The 18716-nt window shown below is 65.3% G+C and carries 17 protein-coding genes; 5 read left to right on the top strand and 12 right to left on the bottom strand.

Going from position 1 to position 18716, the window contains the following annotated elements:
- Positions 1–283: 283 nt before the first annotated feature.
- From AC4AMJ_RS18515 to AC4AMJ_RS18475, 9 genes are all read right to left on the bottom strand, one after another.
- Complete coding sequence (locus tag AC4AMJ_RS18515; RefSeq protein WP_489899562.1) at positions 284–1084, bottom strand: NAD(P)-dependent oxidoreductase; 801 nt, start codon at positions 1082–1084, stop codon at positions 284–286.
- Complete coding sequence (locus AC4AMJ_RS18510) at positions 1081–1893, bottom strand: NAD(P)-dependent oxidoreductase (protein WP_489913791.1); 813 nt, start codon at positions 1891–1893, stop codon at positions 1081–1083. The genes AC4AMJ_RS18515 and AC4AMJ_RS18510 overlap by 4 nt, the downstream gene beginning before the upstream one ends.
- Before the next feature lie 5 nt (positions 1894–1898).
- Positions 1899–2840 carry an alpha/beta fold hydrolase gene (locus AC4AMJ_RS18505; protein ID WP_489899564.1) on the bottom strand — a complete coding sequence of 314 codons (942 nt, stop codon included), beginning with the start codon at positions 2838–2840 and terminating at the stop codon, positions 1899–1901.
- Positions 2837–4498 carry a thiolase C-terminal domain-containing protein gene (locus tag AC4AMJ_RS18500; RefSeq protein ID WP_489913789.1) on the bottom strand — a complete coding sequence of 554 codons (1662 nt, stop codon included), beginning with the start codon at positions 4496–4498 and terminating at the stop codon, positions 2837–2839. Before AC4AMJ_RS18500 ends, AC4AMJ_RS18505 begins: the two co-directional genes overlap by 4 nt.
- A 53-nt stretch (positions 4499–4551) precedes the next feature.
- The gene (locus AC4AMJ_RS18495; protein WP_489899566.1) at positions 4552–5916 is read right to left on the bottom strand and encodes a cytochrome P450; all 1365 of its coding nucleotides are present in this window, start codon (positions 5914–5916) and stop codon (positions 4552–4554) included.
- Positions 5917–5941: 25 nt separating this feature from the next.
- Complete coding sequence (locus AC4AMJ_RS18490; protein WP_489913787.1) at positions 5942–6157, bottom strand: ferredoxin; 216 nt, start codon at positions 6155–6157, stop codon at positions 5942–5944.
- A 64-nt stretch (positions 6158–6221) separates the two neighbouring features.
- On the bottom strand, positions 6222–7082 hold the full coding sequence (locus tag AC4AMJ_RS18485) for a mycofactocin-coupled SDR family oxidoreductase (RefSeq protein ID WP_489899568.1): 861 nt from the start codon (positions 7080–7082) through the stop codon (positions 6222–6224).
- 73 nt (positions 7083–7155) lie between these two features.
- On the bottom strand, positions 7156–7863 hold the full coding sequence (locus AC4AMJ_RS18480) for an SDR family NAD(P)-dependent oxidoreductase (protein ID WP_489918463.1): 708 nt from the start codon (positions 7861–7863) through the stop codon (positions 7156–7158).
- A complete protein-coding gene (locus AC4AMJ_RS18475; protein WP_489899569.1) occupies positions 7860–8666 on the bottom strand; it encodes a TauD/TfdA dioxygenase family protein in 807 nt (268 codons plus the stop codon). Before AC4AMJ_RS18475 ends, AC4AMJ_RS18480 begins: the two co-directional genes overlap by 4 nt.
- A gap of 182 nt (positions 8667–8848) precedes the next feature.
- On the opposite strand from AC4AMJ_RS18475, the gene AC4AMJ_RS18470 reads away from it, so the two are divergent.
- The 5 genes from AC4AMJ_RS18470 (at position 8849) to AC4AMJ_RS18450 (ending at position 15255) form a co-directional block, all read left to right on the top strand.
- Positions 8849–10390 carry an aldehyde dehydrogenase family protein gene (locus AC4AMJ_RS18470; RefSeq protein WP_489913785.1) on the top strand — a complete coding sequence of 514 codons (1542 nt, stop codon included), beginning with the start codon at positions 8849–8851 and terminating at the stop codon, positions 10388–10390.
- On the top strand, positions 10387–11592 hold the full coding sequence (locus tag AC4AMJ_RS18465; protein WP_489913783.1) for a CaiB/BaiF CoA transferase family protein: 1206 nt from the start codon (positions 10387–10389) through the stop codon (positions 11590–11592). Before AC4AMJ_RS18470 ends, AC4AMJ_RS18465 begins: the two co-directional genes overlap by 4 nt.
- A gap of 407 nt (positions 11593–11999) precedes the next feature.
- Positions 12000–13172: a Zn-ribbon domain-containing OB-fold protein gene (locus AC4AMJ_RS18460; protein ID WP_489913781.1), complete on the top strand. Its 1173-nt coding sequence runs from the start codon at positions 12000–12002 to the stop codon at positions 13170–13172.
- Positions 13169–14323, top strand: coding sequence for a thiolase C-terminal domain-containing protein (locus AC4AMJ_RS18455; RefSeq protein ID WP_489913779.1), 1155 nt, complete (start codon positions 13169–13171; stop codon positions 14321–14323). Before AC4AMJ_RS18460 ends, AC4AMJ_RS18455 begins: the two co-directional genes overlap by 4 nt.
- Before the next feature lie 74 nt (positions 14324–14397).
- Complete coding sequence (locus AC4AMJ_RS18450; RefSeq protein WP_489899574.1) at positions 14398–15255, top strand: SDR family oxidoreductase; 858 nt, start codon at positions 14398–14400, stop codon at positions 15253–15255.
- A 61-nt stretch (positions 15256–15316) separates the two neighbouring features.
- Here AC4AMJ_RS18450 and AC4AMJ_RS18445 read toward each other — a convergent pair whose 3' ends face one another.
- The 3 genes from AC4AMJ_RS18445 to AC4AMJ_RS18435 are packed head-to-tail and all read right to left on the bottom strand — an operon-like array spanning position 15317 to position 18690.
- Positions 15317–15931 carry a hypothetical protein gene (locus AC4AMJ_RS18445; protein ID WP_489899575.1) on the bottom strand — a complete coding sequence of 205 codons (615 nt, stop codon included), beginning with the start codon at positions 15929–15931 and terminating at the stop codon, positions 15317–15319.
- Positions 15932–15946: 15 nt separating this feature from the next.
- Positions 15947–17407 carry an aldehyde dehydrogenase family protein gene (locus AC4AMJ_RS18440; RefSeq protein ID WP_489913777.1) on the bottom strand — a complete coding sequence of 487 codons (1461 nt, stop codon included), beginning with the start codon at positions 17405–17407 and terminating at the stop codon, positions 15947–15949.
- A gap of 2 nt (positions 17408–17409) precedes the next feature.
- Positions 17410–18690 carry a cytochrome P450 gene (locus AC4AMJ_RS18435; RefSeq protein ID WP_489899577.1) on the bottom strand — a complete coding sequence of 427 codons (1281 nt, stop codon included), beginning with the start codon at positions 18688–18690 and terminating at the stop codon, positions 17410–17412.
- Positions 18691–18716 lie beyond the last annotated feature (26 nt).

Below are 18716 nucleotides of genomic sequence, written 5' to 3'. Positions count from 1 at the left end.
ACGAGGTGACGGATTCTCATCCACAGGCTGAGGGGTCTCGATGCGCTCGCTCGCTGGCGCTCGCGGGCTTACTCGACCAGCGGAGGGGGCTTGCTCGACCGGCGGAGGGGGGCTTACTCGACCAGCGAAGGGGGGCTTGCTCGACCGGCGGAGGGGGGCTTGCCCGATCGGCGGAGGGGGGCTTGCTCGACCGGCGGAGGGGGGCTTGCTCGACCAGCGAAGGGGGGCTTACTCGACCAGCGGAGGGGAGGGCTTACTCGACGTCGAGAAGCGAGGCAGCGAGTCAGAGGCCGACGCGGGTGATCAACGTGTCGAGAAGTCCGAGGTCGCTGCCGAGTTCGGCGGTCACCTTGCGCACCACGTCGACGTCCTTGCCGACGAATTGCCGCACGCCCTCGGTGAATGCGTCGACCGAGCCATATCTCGCGATACTGCCCAATGCCCGGCTGTTCGCGCTGCCATTCGGCAACGCCGAGAGCAACTCTTTTTCGTCGAGTCCGAGGCGGGTGGCGAGTTCGACTCCCGCACTGACGAGTCCGATCTGCGCCGCGAACATCGCGTTGTTGACGAGCTTGACGCGCTGGCCCGAACCGAGGCCGCCGACGTGGAGGACCGGATCCGAATAGGCGCTCAGAACCGGGCGGACTCCGTCGACGGTGTCCTCGTCGCCGCCGGCGAATATGGTCAACGTACCCGCGGCGATATCGTGGGGGCCGCCGCTCACAGCGGCGTCGATCACCGAGATGCCCTGTGGTGCGCCCATCTTGGCAATACTTTCGGTCGTGCTGGGACTGCCGGTTGTATGGACGACAACCGTGCTGCCGGACTTCATCTGGTCGAGGAGGCCGCCGGTAAGGCAGACGTCGCGGACCTGTTGGTCGGTGAGGACGACGATGAGCACCACGTCGGTGTCGGCGGTGACGACCTCGGAGATGTCGGCGAATGCACGGGCACCTGCGGCGGTGAGTTGTTCATGCACCTCGGGACGCCGGGCGAGGGCAGATACCTTGTGCCCGGCCTCGATGAGGCGGGACACCATCGGCATACCCATGCGTCCGACACCGACGACGGCGACCTCGCTCATGAACTCAGCGCTCCGATCTTCTCGAGAGTTGCCTGGGCGGCTGTGAAAGTGGCGTTACCGGAGGTCTTCTCGAGCCCCGCGATGTCTGCGACGAGGCCCACATCCTTGCGCAACAGGTTGCCGGCGTGTGCCGCGATCCGCTCGATCGTCCCGCCAGACGCCGCGATGGATTCCAGTGCAAAGCTGCGAGCGGTGCCCTTGAGGATCACATCGGCCAACCGGCCCGGCTCGACACCGAGGGATTTCCCGAGTTCGAGGGTGTCCACCACTGTGGCCATGTTGGCCGTGAACAGCAGGTTGTTCAACAACTTCGTGGTCTGACCCGCTCCGAGATCGCCGAGATGCACGACCGGTTCGCCGTAGATTCCGAACACCGGCAGGCACCGCGCCACATCGTCATCGGCACCGCCGACCATCACCAGTAATGTCCCGGCTTCGGCGCCGCGTCCGCCCCCGCTCACCGGTGCGTCGACGATCCGCACCCCGGTTTCCCGAGCTCGCTCGGCCAGCTCTCGGCAGGTGTCCGGGTGAACGGTGCTGTGCACGACGATGATCCCGCCCTCGGCCAGACCCTCCAGTACACCGCCGGCGACCTCGAGGACGTCATCGTCGGCGACGACGCACAGGCACACGATGTCGCTGGCCGCCCCGACCTCGGCCGGGCTGCCGACGATCTTTGCCCCGGATTGCGCGAAGGGCTCGAGGCTCTCGGGTCGCCGAGCCCAGAGCGTCACCTCTTCACCGGCGTCGATGATCCGCTGTGCCATGGGGCCACCTTGGCTGCCCAGGCCGATGAATCCGATGCGCATGGGTACTACTCCGTTCGATTGGGTCCGCTCGATGTGCGGTCCAGGGTGGGCAGGTCGGGGCGTGTGCGACGCACAAGGCAGTATTCGACGAACGAGAGGATGCCGAGATGATACGAGCGGGCGGTATGTCCGAGACTCAGGTTGTGGCCGCCCCCGACGAACTGGTCGACCACCACCCGCGGCGATCCGGAGAACAGCGCCGCGATCTCGCCGAGCGCCTCGGGGTCTCGCCGCCAGACCCGCTCGTGTTCGGCGGCGGTGAAATGGACCGGCACGCGGACACCCGGAGCGAGCTCCGGAAACGTCTGCCGTGGCCAGGCCCGGACCGCAGAGCCTTCGAACGGCGGTGTCCGGGAGGCGATCATCGCGCCACCGATGACGTCTGCCGGGTACAGTGCGGCCGGCTCCCACAACAACTTCCGCACACCGGCTGCGGGAGCGTTGCGTTCATGATCGCCCAGGACCTCGTGCGCCCTCGCCTGATGCTCGAGTCCGGTACCAGACAACTCGAGACCCAGCAGATCAGGTCCGCGGTCGACGTCGGCGGCCATGCGAACCGCGAGTTCACATCCCACCGAATGAGCCCAGAGGAAGACGCCCGCTCCGTGCGCTCGGCCTGCCAGGAAAGCGTCGATCGCACCGTAGGCGAGGTCCACGCGACGCGACGCGTCCATCTCCTCGGCATGGGGCCTGGACGTGCCATAGCCGGGACGATCAATCGCCACCGCGGTATAGCCTGCCGAAGCAGCGATGCGCAGCAGTGAGTTCGCCGGGTGGCCCGGACAGTCGAAGTAGCCGGCTCGCGTTGCGCCGCCGTGGATGGCGACGATAACTCCGCGGGGATCAGGTGCCTCGGCGATGAGGCCGGACATGGGCACGCCGTCGACCTCGACGACGCGAGCGGTCACCGGATCGGGCCGTTCCTCGAGCCATGGATCGGCCGTCACGACGCGCTCCGGAGCAGCAACACACCGCTCGGGGTGAGGCCCCCGCTGCTCACGACGCCGACGCGGGCGTCGGCGACCTGTCGGTCGCCGGCATCTCCACGCAACTGCACGATCGCCTCGTGCAGGAGCCCCATGCCGTGCGTTCGACCGTGCGAGAGCTGCCCGCCGTGGGTGTTCAGCGGGATCTGGCCCTGCAGCGAGATGTTCTTGCCGCCATCGAGGAATTCCTTCGACTCGCCGATCCCGCAGAATCCGAGCCCCTCGATCCAGGAGAGGCAGTTCACCGTGAAGCCGTCGTAGAGTTCGGCAACGTCGACATCGTCCGGCCGCATCGAGGTGCGTGACCACAGATGCGCGGACTGACCGAGGACCTGCGGCTCGTGGGTCAACGTGCTCTGGTCCCAATCCATCCGTTCGATGATCTGCGTGCCGACCGCCTCCACCAGGACCGGTGGGTGTGCCAAATCGTCGGCGGTCTCGACCGCCGACACGATCACGGCGACCGCACCGTCACAGGGCACGTCGCAGTCGTAGAGCCCGAATGGGGTGGTGATCGGTCGGGCCGCGAGGTAGTCGTCCATCGTCATCGGCTCTCGATAGACCGCCGTCGGGTTGAGTCCGGCGTTGGCGCGCTGGTTCAGCGCGATCCAGCCCAGCGTCTCTTTGGTCGTGCCGTATCGGGCGAAGTGGCGCTGTGCGTTCTGCGCCAACGTATGTGCTGCCGACGTGGCACCGAACGGAACCATCCAGCTCGCCGTTCGTCCGGATGGCTGTACGATCGTACCGTTCTTGAGCAACTCGCCATACGTGGATTCCCACACGGTGCGGTAGCACAGTACATGGCGGGCCAAACCGCTCGCGACCGCCAGCATGGCCGCGATGACCGATCCGCCGGGCCCGAAGGTCTCGATGCCGCCGTTGTGCCACGTCGGCCGAATGCCGAGTGCTGCCTCCACCGGCGTGACGCCGCCCTCGCCGAACCCGCCGACGTTGCCGCCGCCCGGATAGGTGGCGATGCCGTCGATGTCGGCCATCGTCAGTCCTGCGTCGGCGACGGCGGCCTTGCAGGCCTCGACGGTCAGCGACAATGGCGGCCGCATCAGGCGCCGGCCGATCTGCGACATGCCGATGCCGGTGAGAGCGACGCGGTCCTCGAACTTGTGCGACGTCACCATCGGCCGGACATGCTGGGCGAAGTCCGCCGGATCGATCTCGTCGGCGGGCAGTGCGGCGGGTTCGTCGGGTTGGTCGGCGATCGGACGGAACAGCGGTAGCCAGACGTCTTCGACGGGCAGGAAACTGACCTCCACCGTCATGCCGAGAAAGACGTCCTCGGGATCACAGTCGATGATGTTGGTGGTCAGCCGGATTCGAGGATCCTCAGCGAGCGCCACCTGGGCCACCACATAGGGAGGTGTCAGGCCCGGGAGCGCGAAGCGGTGGTTGACGGTGAATCCTGCGACGACCCCGCGGCCCGACACGATCCGGTGTCCCATCTCGGTCCCGAGGCAGTACCGGCATGCCGGTTGCGGTGGGTGGATGAGTTCGGCGCAGTGGGTGCACTCCTGGATGCGCAGCTGATCATCTGCGCCCGAGGTCCAGTAGAACTCATTGGCCGCGGTCAGCTGCGGCAGCGGGCGTACCGGCCCTTTGGGCACGATGTCTCCTCACGTGGGTACGGGTGGCTTCCATCAGGTGGCGGGACCCGTTATCACCCTTGTTGTTTCGCCTTCGCCAGGGCAAGCGGTTCGGCCAGCTCCTCCTCGTCGACCATCCTCTGCACCTCCACCAGCGTGTCGGCCAGGCTCGCGTGCGTCCGAGGGCCGGGAGTGAAGGTCGCGGGCAGGTGCCGCATGCCCTGGATGACGCCGATCGAGTCGTAGTGCACCGTGCCCGCAGGGTCGCACCGGTAGTCCGGCATGCGGTCGAGCACCGCGACCAACATGCGCTTGAAGACGGTGCGGGCGACGTTGGAGCCGATGCACCGGTGCACACCGAGTCCGAAGCTGAAGTGTCGGTTGCCGGTTCGATCGAGGTGGATCGAGTTGGCATCCTCGAAAAGCTCGGTGTCACGGTTGGCCATCGCCCAGGACAACCACAGCCGGTCGCCCTCGCGGAAGTCGGTTCCGTCCTCGGCCTCGAAGTCCTTGGCGATGGTGCGTCCGTCGCCGGCGGCCGGGGTGAAATACCGCAGGAACTCCTCGGTGGCTGCGTCGAGCAGGGTGTCGCGGTCCTCGCTGAGCCGTTCACGTTCGCTCGGATTCTCCGACAGCCATTCCAGGGCGTGCGCGGTGAGAGCGGTGGTCGTGTCGAAGCCGCCGCCGATCACCAGGCTGAGGATGCCGAGCAACTCCATGTCGTCGGGCGCGCCACCGTCGAAGCTCGCGTTGGCGACGGCGTTGATGATTCCCGGTCGCGGATTCTCCCGGATCTCGAAGAGATTCGTGATCAGGTCGATGCCGAGTTGGCGATGGAGCTCGGCGACGCGAGGTGCGTCGGGTGAGTCCGGTGGGGTGTACACCGCGGCATGCACGGGTTCGTTGTAGATCTCCCACTTCTCCACCGGGATGCCGAGCATCGCCAGCGTCAGGACGGCCGGTACGACGTTGGCGAGTTCGTCGACGAAATCGATGCGCCCGCTCTCGATCTTCTCGTCGATGCAGGCGTGGACGATCTTGTCGATGACCGGAATCCATCGCTTGACCGCTGCGGGCGACAGATACGGATTGAGGATCGAGCGGAAGAACTTGTGCTCGGACCCATCCATCTCCAGGATTCCGCCGCGCACGCCCGCCGCTCGCTCGGCGGTGGGGATGCTGATGCCCTTGTATCCGGTGCGCTGGTTGCGCACATCGTGATCGTTGGAAACGTATGGGCAGCGGGCTAGTTCGAAGACCGCCTCGCTGCTCGCGGCAACCCAGTGACCACCATAGGTGTCGCTCCACGCCACCGGACACTGCTCATGCATCTCCTGGGTGGTCTCGAGGAACTTCTCACGGTACTCGGTCGCGTGTCGTTCGAACTGGAATCGCTTCCGCTTCCGGGCGTCGTCGTCGGTCATGCTGTCAGGACTCATCGTCTCGTCTCCTGATGTCGTTCGATCACTCGGCGGCCGAATTGACGCACTCGGACACCGAGATCGCCTGTTCCGGGCAAGAGCGAATGGCCTCGCGGACTTTGTCCTCGAATCCCTCCGGCACGTCCTCGGAGACCGGTGTGGCATGGCCGTCGATGTCGCTGAGCTCGAAGATCTCGGGCGCGATCATCGCGCACAGGGTGTGTCCCTGGCAGCGGTCGGGATCGATGTGAACCTTCACGATCGTCCTCCTTGGATTGTGTGAAAGAGGTTGCTGGGCAGTCGATTGCGGTTTCGTTTGTCGGTCAGATGTGCCAGTCGTACCACTTGAGGTAGCCGCCGGCGTCCACGCGCATCTGCATGCCGGTGACATAGCGGGCTTCGTCGGACGCGAGGAACAGCACGGTGTTGCTGATGTCACCCGGCTCGACCCACGGGGTGGGCATGGCCTGTTGCACGTAGAACGCGGGAGTCGCATCTTCCTTCGTCGGCTTCTCCAGATCGGGCCGGAAGGAGCGGTACATCGGCTCACTTTGCAACATGTCGGTGTTGCAGTTGGTCGGATGGATCACGTTGGCGCGGATGCCGCGCGGTGCGAGATGCGTGGCCAGCTCGTGGATGAACTGGGACAGAGCGCGTTTGGAGAAGACATAGGCAACGCCGCCGAGATCCTTGCCGGGGACGTCGACCTTGGCGATGTCCATCAGTGCGGCGGTCGAGCCGGTGGCGATGATCGAGGCGCCCTCGCCGAGATGCGGCAGCGCGGCATTGACCGCATTCATGGTGCCGATCAGGTTGGTGTCGACGACCTCGCACCAGGCCTGGGTCTGTGGTTCACCTTTCATCCCGGCGACACCGGCCTGGGCGACCACGATGTCGAGTTTGCCGAACTCGTTGATGCCGCGCTCGAGTGCGCTGCGCATCTGCGACGCCTCGCGCACGTCGGCTTGGGCGGTGATGATCCGACGTCCGTGCTTCTCGACGAGCCGTGCGGTCTCCTCGAGGTCTTCGGGTGTGGCCATCGGGTAGCCGATGGTGTCGAGGTCCTTGCAGATGTCGACAGCGATGATGTCGGCACCTTCTTCGGCGAGCCGGACCGCGTGGCTACGGCCCTGTCCACGTGCCGCTCCGGTCACGAAAGCCACTTTTCCCTCTACGCGCCCCATGTCGGCGTCCTCCTTCTTGCGAACGTGCTCTGAATGATGGATGTGATTACTTGCGGTACAGCGGGTGTGGTGGTCAGGTGTTGCGTCCGCCGTTGACGCCCAGGATCTGTCCGGTGATGTAGCCCGCGTCCTCGGAGATGAGGAAGGCGCAGGCGGCGGCGATGTCCTCGGGACGGCCGACCCGACGGACCGGGGTGCGTTGGATGTGTTCGTCGACGGTGCCTCCGAGTCGCTTGAGTCCCTCGGCGTTCCGCAACATCGGGGTGTCGACGAACCCAGGGGGCACCGCGTTCACGGTGATGCCTTCGGGGCCGAGCTCGAGCGCCAGGGACTTGGTCAGTCCGTTGACCGCGGACTTGGCCGACACGTAGTGCGCCATATAGGGCTGCCCAGAATGAGCGCTAGACGATGAGATGTTGACGATGCGGCCCCACTGCGCGTCGAGCATGTCCGGCAGGGCGGCCTGGATCGTGTGGAAGACTCCGTTGAGGTTGACGTCGATGACCTTGCGCCATTCGTCGAAGCTGAGCCTGGTGAACTTCTGGAATCCGTCGATGCCGGCGGCGTTGACCAGAATGGTGATGGGACCCAGGGCTTCTCGAATCGCCGAGAATGCTGACCCCACCTGCTCCGGGTCGGTCACATCGGCCGGCTGGGCGAGGGGATCGTCGGAGTCGGACGTCAGGTCGATGGTGCCGACGTGGTAGCCCTGACTGCGCAGGCGCTCGGCGACGGCGAGACCGATGCCGGAGGCTCCGCCGGTGACGATCGCGTTCTTCACATCCACGCCTCGTCTCCGGCGATCGTCGTGCGGTGCATCAGTCGTTCGGACTTCGGGTCGTAAGGCAGAGCCCGGTGCAGCATCCCGGTGTTGTCCCAGATGACGACGTCGTCCTTCTCCCACTCGTGGACATAGCTGAATCGTTCCTGGGTCGACCACGCGAGGAGTTCGTCGAGGAGTTCGCGGCTTTCCTCCGCGCGCATACCGACGATGTGGTCGGCGGTCGCGCCGATCACCAGTGACCTGCGGCCGTCACGACGCTGCCATACCAGCGAGGTCTCGTGAGTCGGCAGTTGACGCCATCCCGCCACCTGCTCCTCTGTCGGGTCGGGATTCACGAGACGTTGTGAGGCCTCGAAACTGTGGACCACACGCAACCCCTCGTAGCGCTTGCGGTCCTGCTCGGGAAGGTTCTCGTAGGCTGCATAGGTGCTCGCGAACTCGGTGCCGCCACCGACCATCGCGACGTGCCGCGCGGTGAGCATGGTGGCCTTCGCCGGAATGTCATTGGTGGTGTCGTCGATGTGCCAGTTGAACGTTCCCCGCAGATAGTCGGCCGACCGGGACTTGGCCGGGTCGAGCGAAACGACGAACACCTCCTTGCCGGCGGGGGCAAGCACCGGGCCGAGTTGCTTGCTGAACGCCACCTGGGCGTCGTCGTCGAGGTGCAGTCCGCGGATCAGCAGGACCCCGCGCCATTTCAGGGCTTCGAGGCAATGGCCGATAACCGCGGGATCACGCAGATCGTCGACGCCGGTGACCTTGACACCCATCGCGGGGGTGAGGGCTGAGGTTTCGATCACAAGAATCTCCCTTCCATGTGTGAGAACGGTACTCTCGTAAAACAGTAATCGGCAAGGGTTGCGGTGTAATACCTGGCTGCGGAAGCGGGATTTGCGCTCCGCTGCCACTGGAGTGGGGCGGCGGCTCGCAACCTTGCGTACTCGGCGATTCTATGCGAATGTGACGTTAGTCATATACGAGAATGACATTTCCAACAAGGACTGGAGGGCATGTGGTGGCCCAGGACACGATGACGAGCGGCACGTCGGCTGCGGTCGATGGGATCGGTGCTTCCGGCGTGAGTGGGAAGCGACTGCTGATCGACGGACACCTTCGCGATTCGGCAGCAACCTTCGAGTCGATCAACCCGGCGACCGGGGCGGTGCTGGGCTCGGCACCCGATGCCGGTGTGGATGAGGCGAACGCGGCGATCGCCGCGGCCCGCACGGCATTCGAGAAGTCCGGCTGGGCCACCGACGTCGAACTCCGGGCACGGTGCCTCGGCCAGTTGCACAAGGCGCTCCTCGACAATGTCGAGGAACTTCGTGAGCTGACGATTGCCGAGGTCGGCGCCACCAGGATGTTGACCAAGGGCAATCAGCTCGAGGTCCCGATCGGAATCGTTCGCTACTACGCCGACCTGCTCGAGAACTACTCGCCCACCGAGGAACTCGGTTCGATCGAGATCCGCGGCCAGCAGCATCGACGCTGGACCGAACGGGAACCGGCCGGCGTGGTCGCGGCGATCGTCGCCTACAACTACCCGAATCAACTGGCGCTGGCGAAGATCGCGCCGGCTCTGGCCGCGGGTTGCACGGTGGTGTTGAAGGGAGCACCCGACACACCGTTGGTCACCCTGGCGCTCGGCGAGATCATCGCCGAGCACACCGACATTCCGGCTGGAGTCGTCAACGTGCTCGCGTCCTCGCAGGTCGAGGTCGGGCAAGCGATGGTCGCCCATCCCGACGTCGATGTCGTCACGTTCACCGGGTCCACGCCCGTCGGCAAGCAGATCATGGCCGACGCCGCGGGATCACTCAAGCGGGTGTTCCTCGAACTCGGAGGGAAGTCGGCACTGATCGTGCTCGACGACGCGGATCTGATGAAGGCTGCGCAGTTCGCGGCATTCACGATCTGTACCCATGCGGGTCAGGGTTGTGCGTTGACCACGCGGGTGATCGTGCCCCGGGACAAGCACGACCAACTCGCGCAGATGATCGGCGGAATGCTCGAGCACGTGACGGTCGGCGACCCATCCGATGACAAGACCTACATGGGTCCCCTCATCAGCGAGAAGCAGCGCGACAAGGTCGACGGCATGGTGCAGCGTGCCATCGAGGCGGGTGCCCGGCTGGTGCGCGGTGGAGAGCGGATCGATCCCGGGTTCTTCTATGCGGCAACGCTGCTCGCCGACGTCGACCCCGACAGCGAGATCGCCCAAGAGGAGGTCTTCGGTCCGGTTCTGGCGCTGATCCCACACGATGGCGACGAGCATGCCATCGAGATCGCCAACAACTCGAAGTACGGGCTCTCCGGGGGTGTCCTGACCGCCGACCGCGATCGTGGAATCGCCGTGGGTCGTGCCATCCGGACCGGCACGTTCAGCATCAACGGCGGCAATTACTTCAGCGCAGACGTGCCGTTCGGTGGCTACAAGGAATCCGGGATCGGTCGTGAGATGGGGATGGCCGGCCTGCACGAGTTCACCGAGATCAAGGCGTTCGCCGAGGCGGTGGAGTCGTGAAGCCGTTGGAGGGTATGACGATCCTCGAGGTTGCGATGTACGGGTTCGTCCCGTCGGCCGGCGCCGTGCTGCGTGAGTGGGGCGCCGAGGTCATCAAGGTCGAACACGCGGTGACCGGTGACCCGCAGCGTGGCCTGCGTCAGACCGGCCAGTTCCGCATCGAAGGCGATCTGAATCCCAATGTGGAACACGCCAACAGGGGCAAACGCAGCATCGGGCTGGACATGTCGCGACCCGAAGGTCGCGAGGTTCTCTACGAGTTGGTGCGCAAGGCCGACGTCTTCCTCACCAGCTTCCTGCCCGGACCGCGGGCGCGGTTCGGGATCGATGTCGACGACATCCGTGCGGTGAATCCATCGATCATCTACGCGCGGGGGAGTGCCCTGGGTCCGCGTGGCGCGGAGTCCGACAAGGGCGGCTACGACATGACGGCCTTCTGGTCCCGCGGTGGTATCGCGGCCACCCTCACCCCGCCGGACACCGAAGGTCTCATCAGCCCACCGGGACCCGCGTTCGGCGACACGATCTCGGGCACCAACCTGGCCGGTGGTATCGCCGCAGCATTGCTGAAGCGGGAACGCACGGGGGAGTCCTCGGTGGTCGACGTGTCGCTGTTGGGTAGCGGTCTGTGGTCGATGGGCCACACGGTTGCGTTGTCGCTGCACCTCGACAAGCCGATGGAGGCGCCACAGCAGGGCGGCCATGGTTCGCCGACCAATCCCCTGTCGGGCCTGTACAAGACCGCCGACGACCGCTACATCTCGTTCGTCATGCTGCAGGCCGGCAAGTTCTGGCCGGATGTGTGCAAGCACGTGGAGCGGCCTGAACTCGCCGAGGATCCGCGATTCTCCAGCGGGGAACTGTTGGCGGAGAACACCGCTGAGGCCGTCGCGGTCCTCCGCGAGATCATCGCCGAGCGCACTCTCGCCGAGTGGACCGAGCGGTTCGCCACCCTCGCCGGGCCCTGGGCGCCGGTGCAGGATTCGCGTCAGGTCGGCGACGATCCGCAGATCCGTGCCAACGACTACATCGTCCAGGCCGGCGACCTCGAATTGGTCGGCAACCCGGTGCAGTTCGATGTGGAGTCCGCAGCAGTCGGCGCGGCTCCGGGGTTCGCCGAACACACCGACGAGATCCTGCAGGAACTCGGGATGGACTGGGACCGCATCATTGAGCTGAAGACTGAGGGCGCGGTGACGTGAGGAGCTTCCGCGATCCGTGAGGAGTAAGGCGTTACGCCCTCACCGCTCCCTGAGGAGCCTCGCGAGGAACGAGCGAAGCGTCACGAAGGGCCGCCCTTCGTGACGGTCCTCCGCTAGCGCTCCGGACCTCCTCAGGGATCGGGAGGTGACGGTCCTCCGCTAGCGCTCCGGACCTCCTCAGGGATCGGGAGGTGACGGTCCTGCGCTCCGGACCTCCTCAGGGATCGGGAGGTGACGGTCCTGCGCTCCGGACCTCCTCAGGGATCGGGAGGTGACGGTCCTGCGCTCCGGACCTCCTCAGGGATCGGGAGGTGACGGTCCTGCGCTAGCGCTCCGGGCCTCGTCAGGGGTAGGGGACCGCTCCGCCCCACGACAACCGCCGAAGGCGGACAGGAAGGGAAAGTGCGATGCCGAACATCACCTCGATCGGAACATATCTCCCGTGCTGGGGCGCCGCCGACCGTCGCGTCACCGGCGAGGACGAGGATGCCATCACGCTCGCGGTGGAGGCCGGCCGAGCGGCGCTGAGCGGAGGCGGCGTGGCCGAGTCGGTGGTGTTGGTGAGTCGTGACCTTCCCTTGTGGGAGAGCAGCAACGCGGCCGTGCTGCTGGCCGGTCTGGACCTCGACCCCGAACTCGAGGTCACCGAGCGAGTCGGCGGCGCACCCGCGGCTCTGGACGCCCTGAGCTCGGCACGGTCGCGCACGTTGATCATCGGCGTCGACCTCGAACCTGCCGGGGCCGCAGCGGTGTTGACCGCCGAGCGAGGTCTCGGCGTGCGAACCAATGCGCGGATCTCACGCAGTCTTCCGGTGCGCACCCGCAACATCGCGGGTGCCGTCCACGACTACGGGGACCCGCGGCTGCTGCACGACCGCGGGCTGGTGGCATCGCTGGCCGCATCGTGGCTTGAGAAACCGACGATCGTGGCCGGCGTCGAACGTAAGGAGGCGACTCGGCTCGCCGAGGTGGACGCGGCCCTCCCGACAACCGGTGCGAGTGCGGCCCTGTTCGCGCTGGCCGTCATGGCTGACCGGGAACTGACCGGGACCCTCGTGGCCGTGGAGCAGGGAAGCCTATCCGGGACCGCGGTCGCTGCCGGTGCTGCGATGGTGTACCGGCGGGAACCGTCGGCCCGGCCGAAGTCGGAGGAGCCGGTTGCGTCCGACGACGAGCTCCGGATCTCTCTGGCCGCCTACGAGCGGGCTTTCGAGGCCAAGGTGCGTTGGGAGGCAGGAAAGTTCGCCGGAAGTGACGTCCTCGACTTCCCACCGCGCTATCACGTGGACACCGACGGTGCGTTGCACACCGACTACGAACTCGTGCCGTTGCCGCGCGTGGGGGTGGTGTACTCCGAGGCCACCGTCCACGTCCCGGTACCCGGGCTGCCGTCGCCGTACTCTCTCGTACTGGTCGAACTGGACGAGGTGGGTGTACGTGCCCTGGTCAAGGTGGCTGGACCACACGTCGGATTGGTGGGGATCGGCGACCGTGGTCGCCTCGTTCTCCGGCGGCTGGCGCTGCGGTCGGGAGTACCCGACTACGGATACGCCTTCGAACCGGAAGGGGTGGCGGCATGAGGAGGGTTGCCGTCGTCGGTGCGGGAATGACGCCGTTCGCGGAGCATTTCGCGCTGGGCGTGCGGGATCTGGTGCCGATGGCATTCGCCGACTGCGCGGCATCGGTGGACAAGGGGATCGACAAGCACGACATCGAGGCCGCCTGGTTCGGGGCGGTCGGTCCGACCGACGGCTTCGCATCGGGTATCGTGGCCGACTCGCTCGGCATCGACGGAATCCCGGTCACACGCGTGGAGAACTCGTGCGCCACCGGCAATGACGCCGTCCGCAATGCGGTCTACGCGATCGCCTCGGGCGCCGTGGATGTGGCGTTGGTCGTCGGCGCCGACAAGTTGCGCGAAACGGCGTCGAAGAACGTCGTGTGGGAGTGGGAGGCCATCTCCCGGGACATGACGTGGGAGTATCCGTTGGGGTTGGTGGCCCCGGCAGGTGTCGCGCTCCACGTGAACCGCTATCTTCACGAATCCCCGGCCACTCGTGAGCATCTGGCCATGATCGCGGTCAAGAACCATCGCCACGGCGCCACCAACCCGAAGGCCAGGCTGCAATTCGAGATCACCGCCAAGCAGGCGCTGTCGGCGCCGACGGTGGTCGAACCGTTCAGCGTGTTCGACTGCGCGCCACTCAGCGATGGTGCCGCCGCGCTGATCCTGACGTCCGAGGACGTCGCCGACCGGTACACCAGTCGGCCGGTATGGGTCGCCGGGGTGGGTCTCGGGCTGGACTCGATGATGCACCAGCACAAGGCCGACCTCACAACTTTTCCGGCGTCGGTCCGGGCCGCGCAACGCGCGTTCGCGATGGCCGGCATATCGCCGGCCGATGTCGATGTCGCCGAGGTACACGACTTCTTCACCGGGATCGAGCTCATCAGCTATGAGGATCTGGGATTCGCCAACAGGTTCGAGGGGTACAAGTTGCTCGAGGCCGGCGAGACGACGATCGGGGGTTCGATCCCGGTGAACACCAGCGGCGGTCTCAAGTCGAAAGGTCACCCGCCCGGCGCAACCGGCGTCGGCCAGTGCGTCGAGCTGTTCGAGCAACTGCGCGGCACAGCGGCCAACCAGGTCGACGGCGCGCGAATCGGATTGGCGCACAACGTCGGGGGACCGACATCGGTTGCGGCCGTCACAATCCTGCGTGGCCCGTAAGCGTATCGGTACCGGTTCTTGTCAGCCAACGTCCCCGCGTGGACGGCCCAGTTCGCATGATCGAAGGAGTCCAGATGACCGGCAATGTGGTGGTGACAGTGGGTGTCGGCGGTATGGGCCAGGCGATCACCCGCCGCGTCGGTTCGGGCGCGAAGATTGTTCTCGCAGATCATGACCCGGAGCTGTTGGCCCGAACCCAGGACGCGTTGGCCGAAGATGGCTATGACGTCACACCGATGACGGTCGATGTGTCGTCGCATGATTCAGTCACCGAGCTCGCCCGCGCGGCGGCCGAGCTCGGTCCGATCATGCAGGTGATCCACACGGCGGGCGTGTCCGCGGCAAAGTCGGGCACCGCCGCGATTCTGGGCGTCGACCTCGCCGGTGTGGCCTTCAGCGTCGACGAGTTCGGTGAGGTCATCGCGCCAGGTGGGTCCGGTGTCGTGATCGCAAGTATGGCGGGTACGTTCGCTGCGCCGGGACTCACCGCAGACATGGAGCGGGCACTTCGCCTCACGCCCGCAGATGATCTGCTGTCACTCTCATTTCTCGATGTCGGGACATTCCCGTCGGCGGCTCATGCCTATGCCATCGCCAAGCGCGCCAACCAACTGCGCATGGCGGCGGCGGCCGTCCACTGGGGACGCCGAGGCGCTCGCATCAACTCCATCAGTCCCGGCATCATCTCCACGCGCCAGGGTCGGGACGAGCTCGCCGGTGACTCCGGTGCGTCGATGCGATCCATGCTTGAGGCCTCACCGTGCCGGCGAGCGGGGACGGCGGGCGATATCGCTGCGGCGGCCGCCTTCCTGCTCGGCCCGGACGCCGCTTTCATCACGGGTACCGATCTACTCGTCGACGGCGGCGTGGTTGCTGCGCGCGCTGTTCTCGATGTGGCATCCGCCGGCAGTGGACAGGTCGAGAGTCGATGACTTGTTCGGAGGGGTGGGTGATCTCGATACGCCGACTCGCTGTCGCTCGCGGGCTACTCGATCAGCGGGTGGGGTGAGTGATGGTCGATCGCGGCGGCGTATCGAGGTCGATCGAAGCAGGGCCGACACGACACAACTCCTCCACTGACTGTGCCAGGTCACCTGGCATGCCGGCGGCCTCGAGAGCGCGACGTTTGAATGCGCGCGCGGCATTACTGAGGTGATGTCGTGCCGGCACCGTCTGATGCTCGAGGTCGTCGGTGAATCCGTGGCCCCAGAGTCGAATATCTGCCTGGTTGCGGCCCATGGCCGCCGTGACCGTAGCCCGAATCCGTTGATCGGTGCGGAATAGGTTGGCCGATAGCACCCACGAGCGGGGTGGTCGTAGGTGATCGGACGGATCATCGCGCGACGAACGTGCGCTGATCACGCTTGCCCCCAGTATCGACAGCGGCAAGGTCGGTCCGTCCTCGAGCACGTGGACGCTGACGTCCCACCCGGCCATCGACTGGTCGAAAAGCCAACCACCGGAGTACACAACGGCCTCCAACTGGTCGGTCGCGATGACCGCCATCCGATATCGCAGAGGATGACGTCGCATGGAACGGGCTACGCGGGTGCCCTTGCTGGAGAGCAGCGCATCGGGACGCGCGAATTCTTCGCTCAGGATGCTCATATCGCCTCCGGATCCTCAGAGTTGGGTGTAAACAGTCTTTGTCTGGAGGTAGCTCTCGACGCCATCTCGGCCCCATTCATGGCCCCATCCGGATTGCTTGTAGCCGCCAAACGGCATGGATGCGTCGAACACCATCTGACAATTGACGGTGACGGTCCCGGCCTGCAGGCGCTTTGCCAATCGATGCGCCCGCCCGACGTCAGTGGTCCATGCTGTCGCGGCCAACCCGTAGTCGGAGTCGTTGGCCAGTTCGACGACCTGCTCGTCATCGTCGAAAGGCATGACGGCTACGACGGGTCCGAAGATTTCCTGTTGGTAGAGCGGCATCGCGGGTGCCACGTCGGTGACGACGGTGGGGTGAACGAAATAGCCGCGGCGGTCGAGGCGATGGCCTCCGGTCACCACTTCGACGCCATCGCCCTTACCGCCGTCGATGAATCCCATCACCCGATTCAGTTGCTTTTCACTGATCAGCGGACCGATGAGCGTGTCATCTTCCTCGGGGCCTCCGAGTTTGACCCCGTTGGCCACCATCGACAAGCCTTCGACCACCTGGTCGTACACTCCCCGTTGGACAAAGATCCGTGATCCGCAGATGCAGCCCTGCCCGGAGTGGATGAAGATGCCCATCGCCGCCATCATGACGGCCTTCTCCAGATCGGCGTCATCGTAGATGAGAACTGGGGACTTCCCACCCAGTTCCAGCGTCACGCGCTTGAGGTTGCCGGACGATGCCGCGACGATCTGCTTGCCGACCTCGGTCGAACCGGTGAACGCGATCTTGTCGACGTCGGGGTGCTCGGTCAGTGCTTTACCGGCAGTGTGGCCGTATCCGGTGACAAGGTTCACGACGCCATCGGGCACACCGGCCTCGGCTAGGATGCGCTCCAGGAGCATCGCCGAAAGGGGAGTCTCTTCAGCGGGTTTGACGACCGAGCTGCAGCCGGCGGCGAGTGCCGGTGCAAGCTTGGCCGCGGCATTGAAGACAGGTCCGTTCCACGGGAAGATGAGACCCACGACCCCGTAAGGCTCTTTGAGGGTGTACGCGTGCATGTTCGAGTATGCGCCGGTGATACCACCGGTCATCTGAACGTCGTGCGCGATGCCGTTCAGCTTGGTGCACCAGCCTCCGTAGTACCGGAAGACCTCAGCACTCGTACCCATGATCGATTTGGCCTGTTCGAAGTTCATCCCGGTGTTCAGTGAGTCGAGCGCGGCGAGGTCACCGGCGTGCTGCTCCATCAGATCGGCGATCCGCCACATGATCTTGGCTCGCTCGTTTCCGGGCAGCCCATGCCAGACCGCGGATTCATACGAAGCGCGGGCGCGTGCAACCGCTTCGTCCACTGCTTTTGCGCCGCCGTCTATGAACTCGGCGATCGGCTCCTCGGTGACGGGGTTGATGATCGTGATGACATCGCCGTCACCGGGACGGCCGCGGAGCTCATCCAGAATGTTGTCCACGATGTTCGTCATGGTCAGTCCTTCTCGTCGAACTCGATGTGCAATTCGGTCAGGCCGCGCAACAGGAACGTGGGCTCATAGGTGAAGTTGCGTTGCCCGGCCGGGCCGTGCGCCGTCCCGTCGATCCTGATATCGGTCATGCGGTCGAGGAGCCGATTGATCGTCACCCGTCCCTCGACACGGGCGAGTGGGGCGCCGGCACAGGTGTGGATACCGCGACCGAACGTGATGTGTTCGCGCACGTTCTTCCGATCGAGTCGGAACTCGTTGGGATTGTCGAACTTTCGTGGGTCACGATTGGCAGCACCCAAGCAGAGCATGATCACGCTGCCTGCAGGGATGTCGACGTCGCCGAGTGTTGTCGACTTCCGCGCCAGCCGAAAATCGACCTTTGTGGGGCTTTCCATCCGGAGCGATTCCTCGATGAAAGGGACGATCAGACTTCGGTCGGCACGCAATTGCTCCTGCAGGTCTGGACGTTCACAGAGAACCAGCAGGGCCGAACTCAGGAGCTTGGTGACCGTCTCCTGACCTGCGGCGAACAAGAAGGTCGCCGGGTGCACAACCTCAATGACCGGGGGGATCGATCCGTCCGGGTAGGTGGCCGTGGCCAGACCGCCGAGGACGTCGTCGCGGGGCTCCTCACGCCGAGCATTGACGTACCCGGCGAAGAGATCGTCGAGGTACTGCAGAGGGTTGCTACCGACAGGTTCGTGATCAAGTGCCCCTACCCTGCTTCCGGGTGCGTTGCCCGCCCCCAGATTGCGGCGGACCTCGTCTCGGTCGCTCTCGGGCACTCCCAGGAGGTCGGCGATGGCGAGGGTCGCGAAGGGCTTGCCGTACTCGCCGAGGAACTCGCACCGGTGGTTCTCGATGAACTCGTCGATCTGACGGTCGGCAAGATCCCAGACGAATTGCTCATTCTCCTGGAGCCGCCGCGGAGTCAGCAGCCGAAGCAGCAGGGATCGGGCCTTCTGATGGTCGGGTGGGTCCATCGTGACCATGTGCTCGAAAATCGGGAACTCGTGGCGATGCGCTTCAATCTGGTCGGTGATGTCATCGCCCACGGGTTCAAAGGGCAACGGTGGGAACGGACCACCGATGGCGTTGACGGCGGAGAAGGAGTCGGTGTCCTTGAACGCCTCGCTCGCCTCCTGATAGCCCGTCACGGCAATGACGTTCTGGTAGGGCTCGCGGGTCACCGGCCCCTGACTACGCAAGCGGTCCCAGTAGTCGTACGGGTTCTGTGACACGTCGCTGTCCGAAAAATAGTCGACGGTGGCGGGATTTGTCATCGTTTGCTGGACCTTTCAGAATGCTG

The sequence above is a fragment of the Gordonia sp. LMA484 genome (genome assembly GCF_058129505.1).
This window is presented reverse-complemented; position numbering and strand designations above follow the sequence as displayed.

What these genes read in the sequence shown, in the direction of transcription:
- AC4AMJ_RS18485 (WP_489899568.1), bottom strand. Translation starts at nt 7,082, where the DNA reads ATGGGGCGCGTAGAGGGAAAAGTGGCTTTCGTGACCGGAGCGGCACGT.
- AC4AMJ_RS18510 (WP_489913791.1), bottom strand. Translation starts at nt 1,893, where the DNA reads ATGCGCATCGGATTCATCGGCCTGGGCAGCCAAGGTGGCCCCATGGCA.
- AC4AMJ_RS18450 (WP_489899574.1), top strand. Translation starts at nt 14,398, where the DNA reads ATGACCGGCAATGTGGTGGTGACAGTGGGTGTCGGCGGTATGGGCCAG.
- AC4AMJ_RS18435 (WP_489899577.1), bottom strand. Translation starts at nt 18,690, where the DNA reads ATGACAAATCCCGCCACCGTCGACTATTTTTCGGACAGCGACGTGTCA.
- AC4AMJ_RS18455 (WP_489913779.1), top strand. Translation starts at nt 13,169, where the DNA reads ATGAGGAGGGTTGCCGTCGTCGGTGCGGGAATGACGCCGTTCGCGGAG.
- AC4AMJ_RS18440 (WP_489913777.1), bottom strand. Translation starts at nt 17,407, where the DNA reads ATGACGAACATCGTGGACAACATTCTGGATGAGCTCCGCGGCCGTCCC.
- AC4AMJ_RS18445 (WP_489899575.1), bottom strand. Translation starts at nt 15,931, where the DNA reads ATGAGCATCCTGAGCGAAGAATTCGCGCGTCCCGATGCGCTGCTCTCC.
- AC4AMJ_RS18470 (WP_489913785.1), top strand. Translation starts at nt 8,849, where the DNA reads ATGACATTTCCAACAAGGACTGGAGGGCATGTGGTGGCCCAGGACACG.
- AC4AMJ_RS18495 (WP_489899566.1), bottom strand. Translation starts at nt 5,916, where the DNA reads ATGAGTCCTGACAGCATGACCGACGACGACGCCCGGAAGCGGAAGCGA.
- AC4AMJ_RS18460 (WP_489913781.1), top strand. Translation starts at nt 12,000, where the DNA reads ATGCCGAACATCACCTCGATCGGAACATATCTCCCGTGCTGGGGCGCC.
- AC4AMJ_RS18515 (WP_489899562.1), bottom strand. Translation starts at nt 1,084, where the DNA reads ATGAGCGAGGTCGCCGTCGTCGGTGTCGGACGCATGGGTATGCCGATG.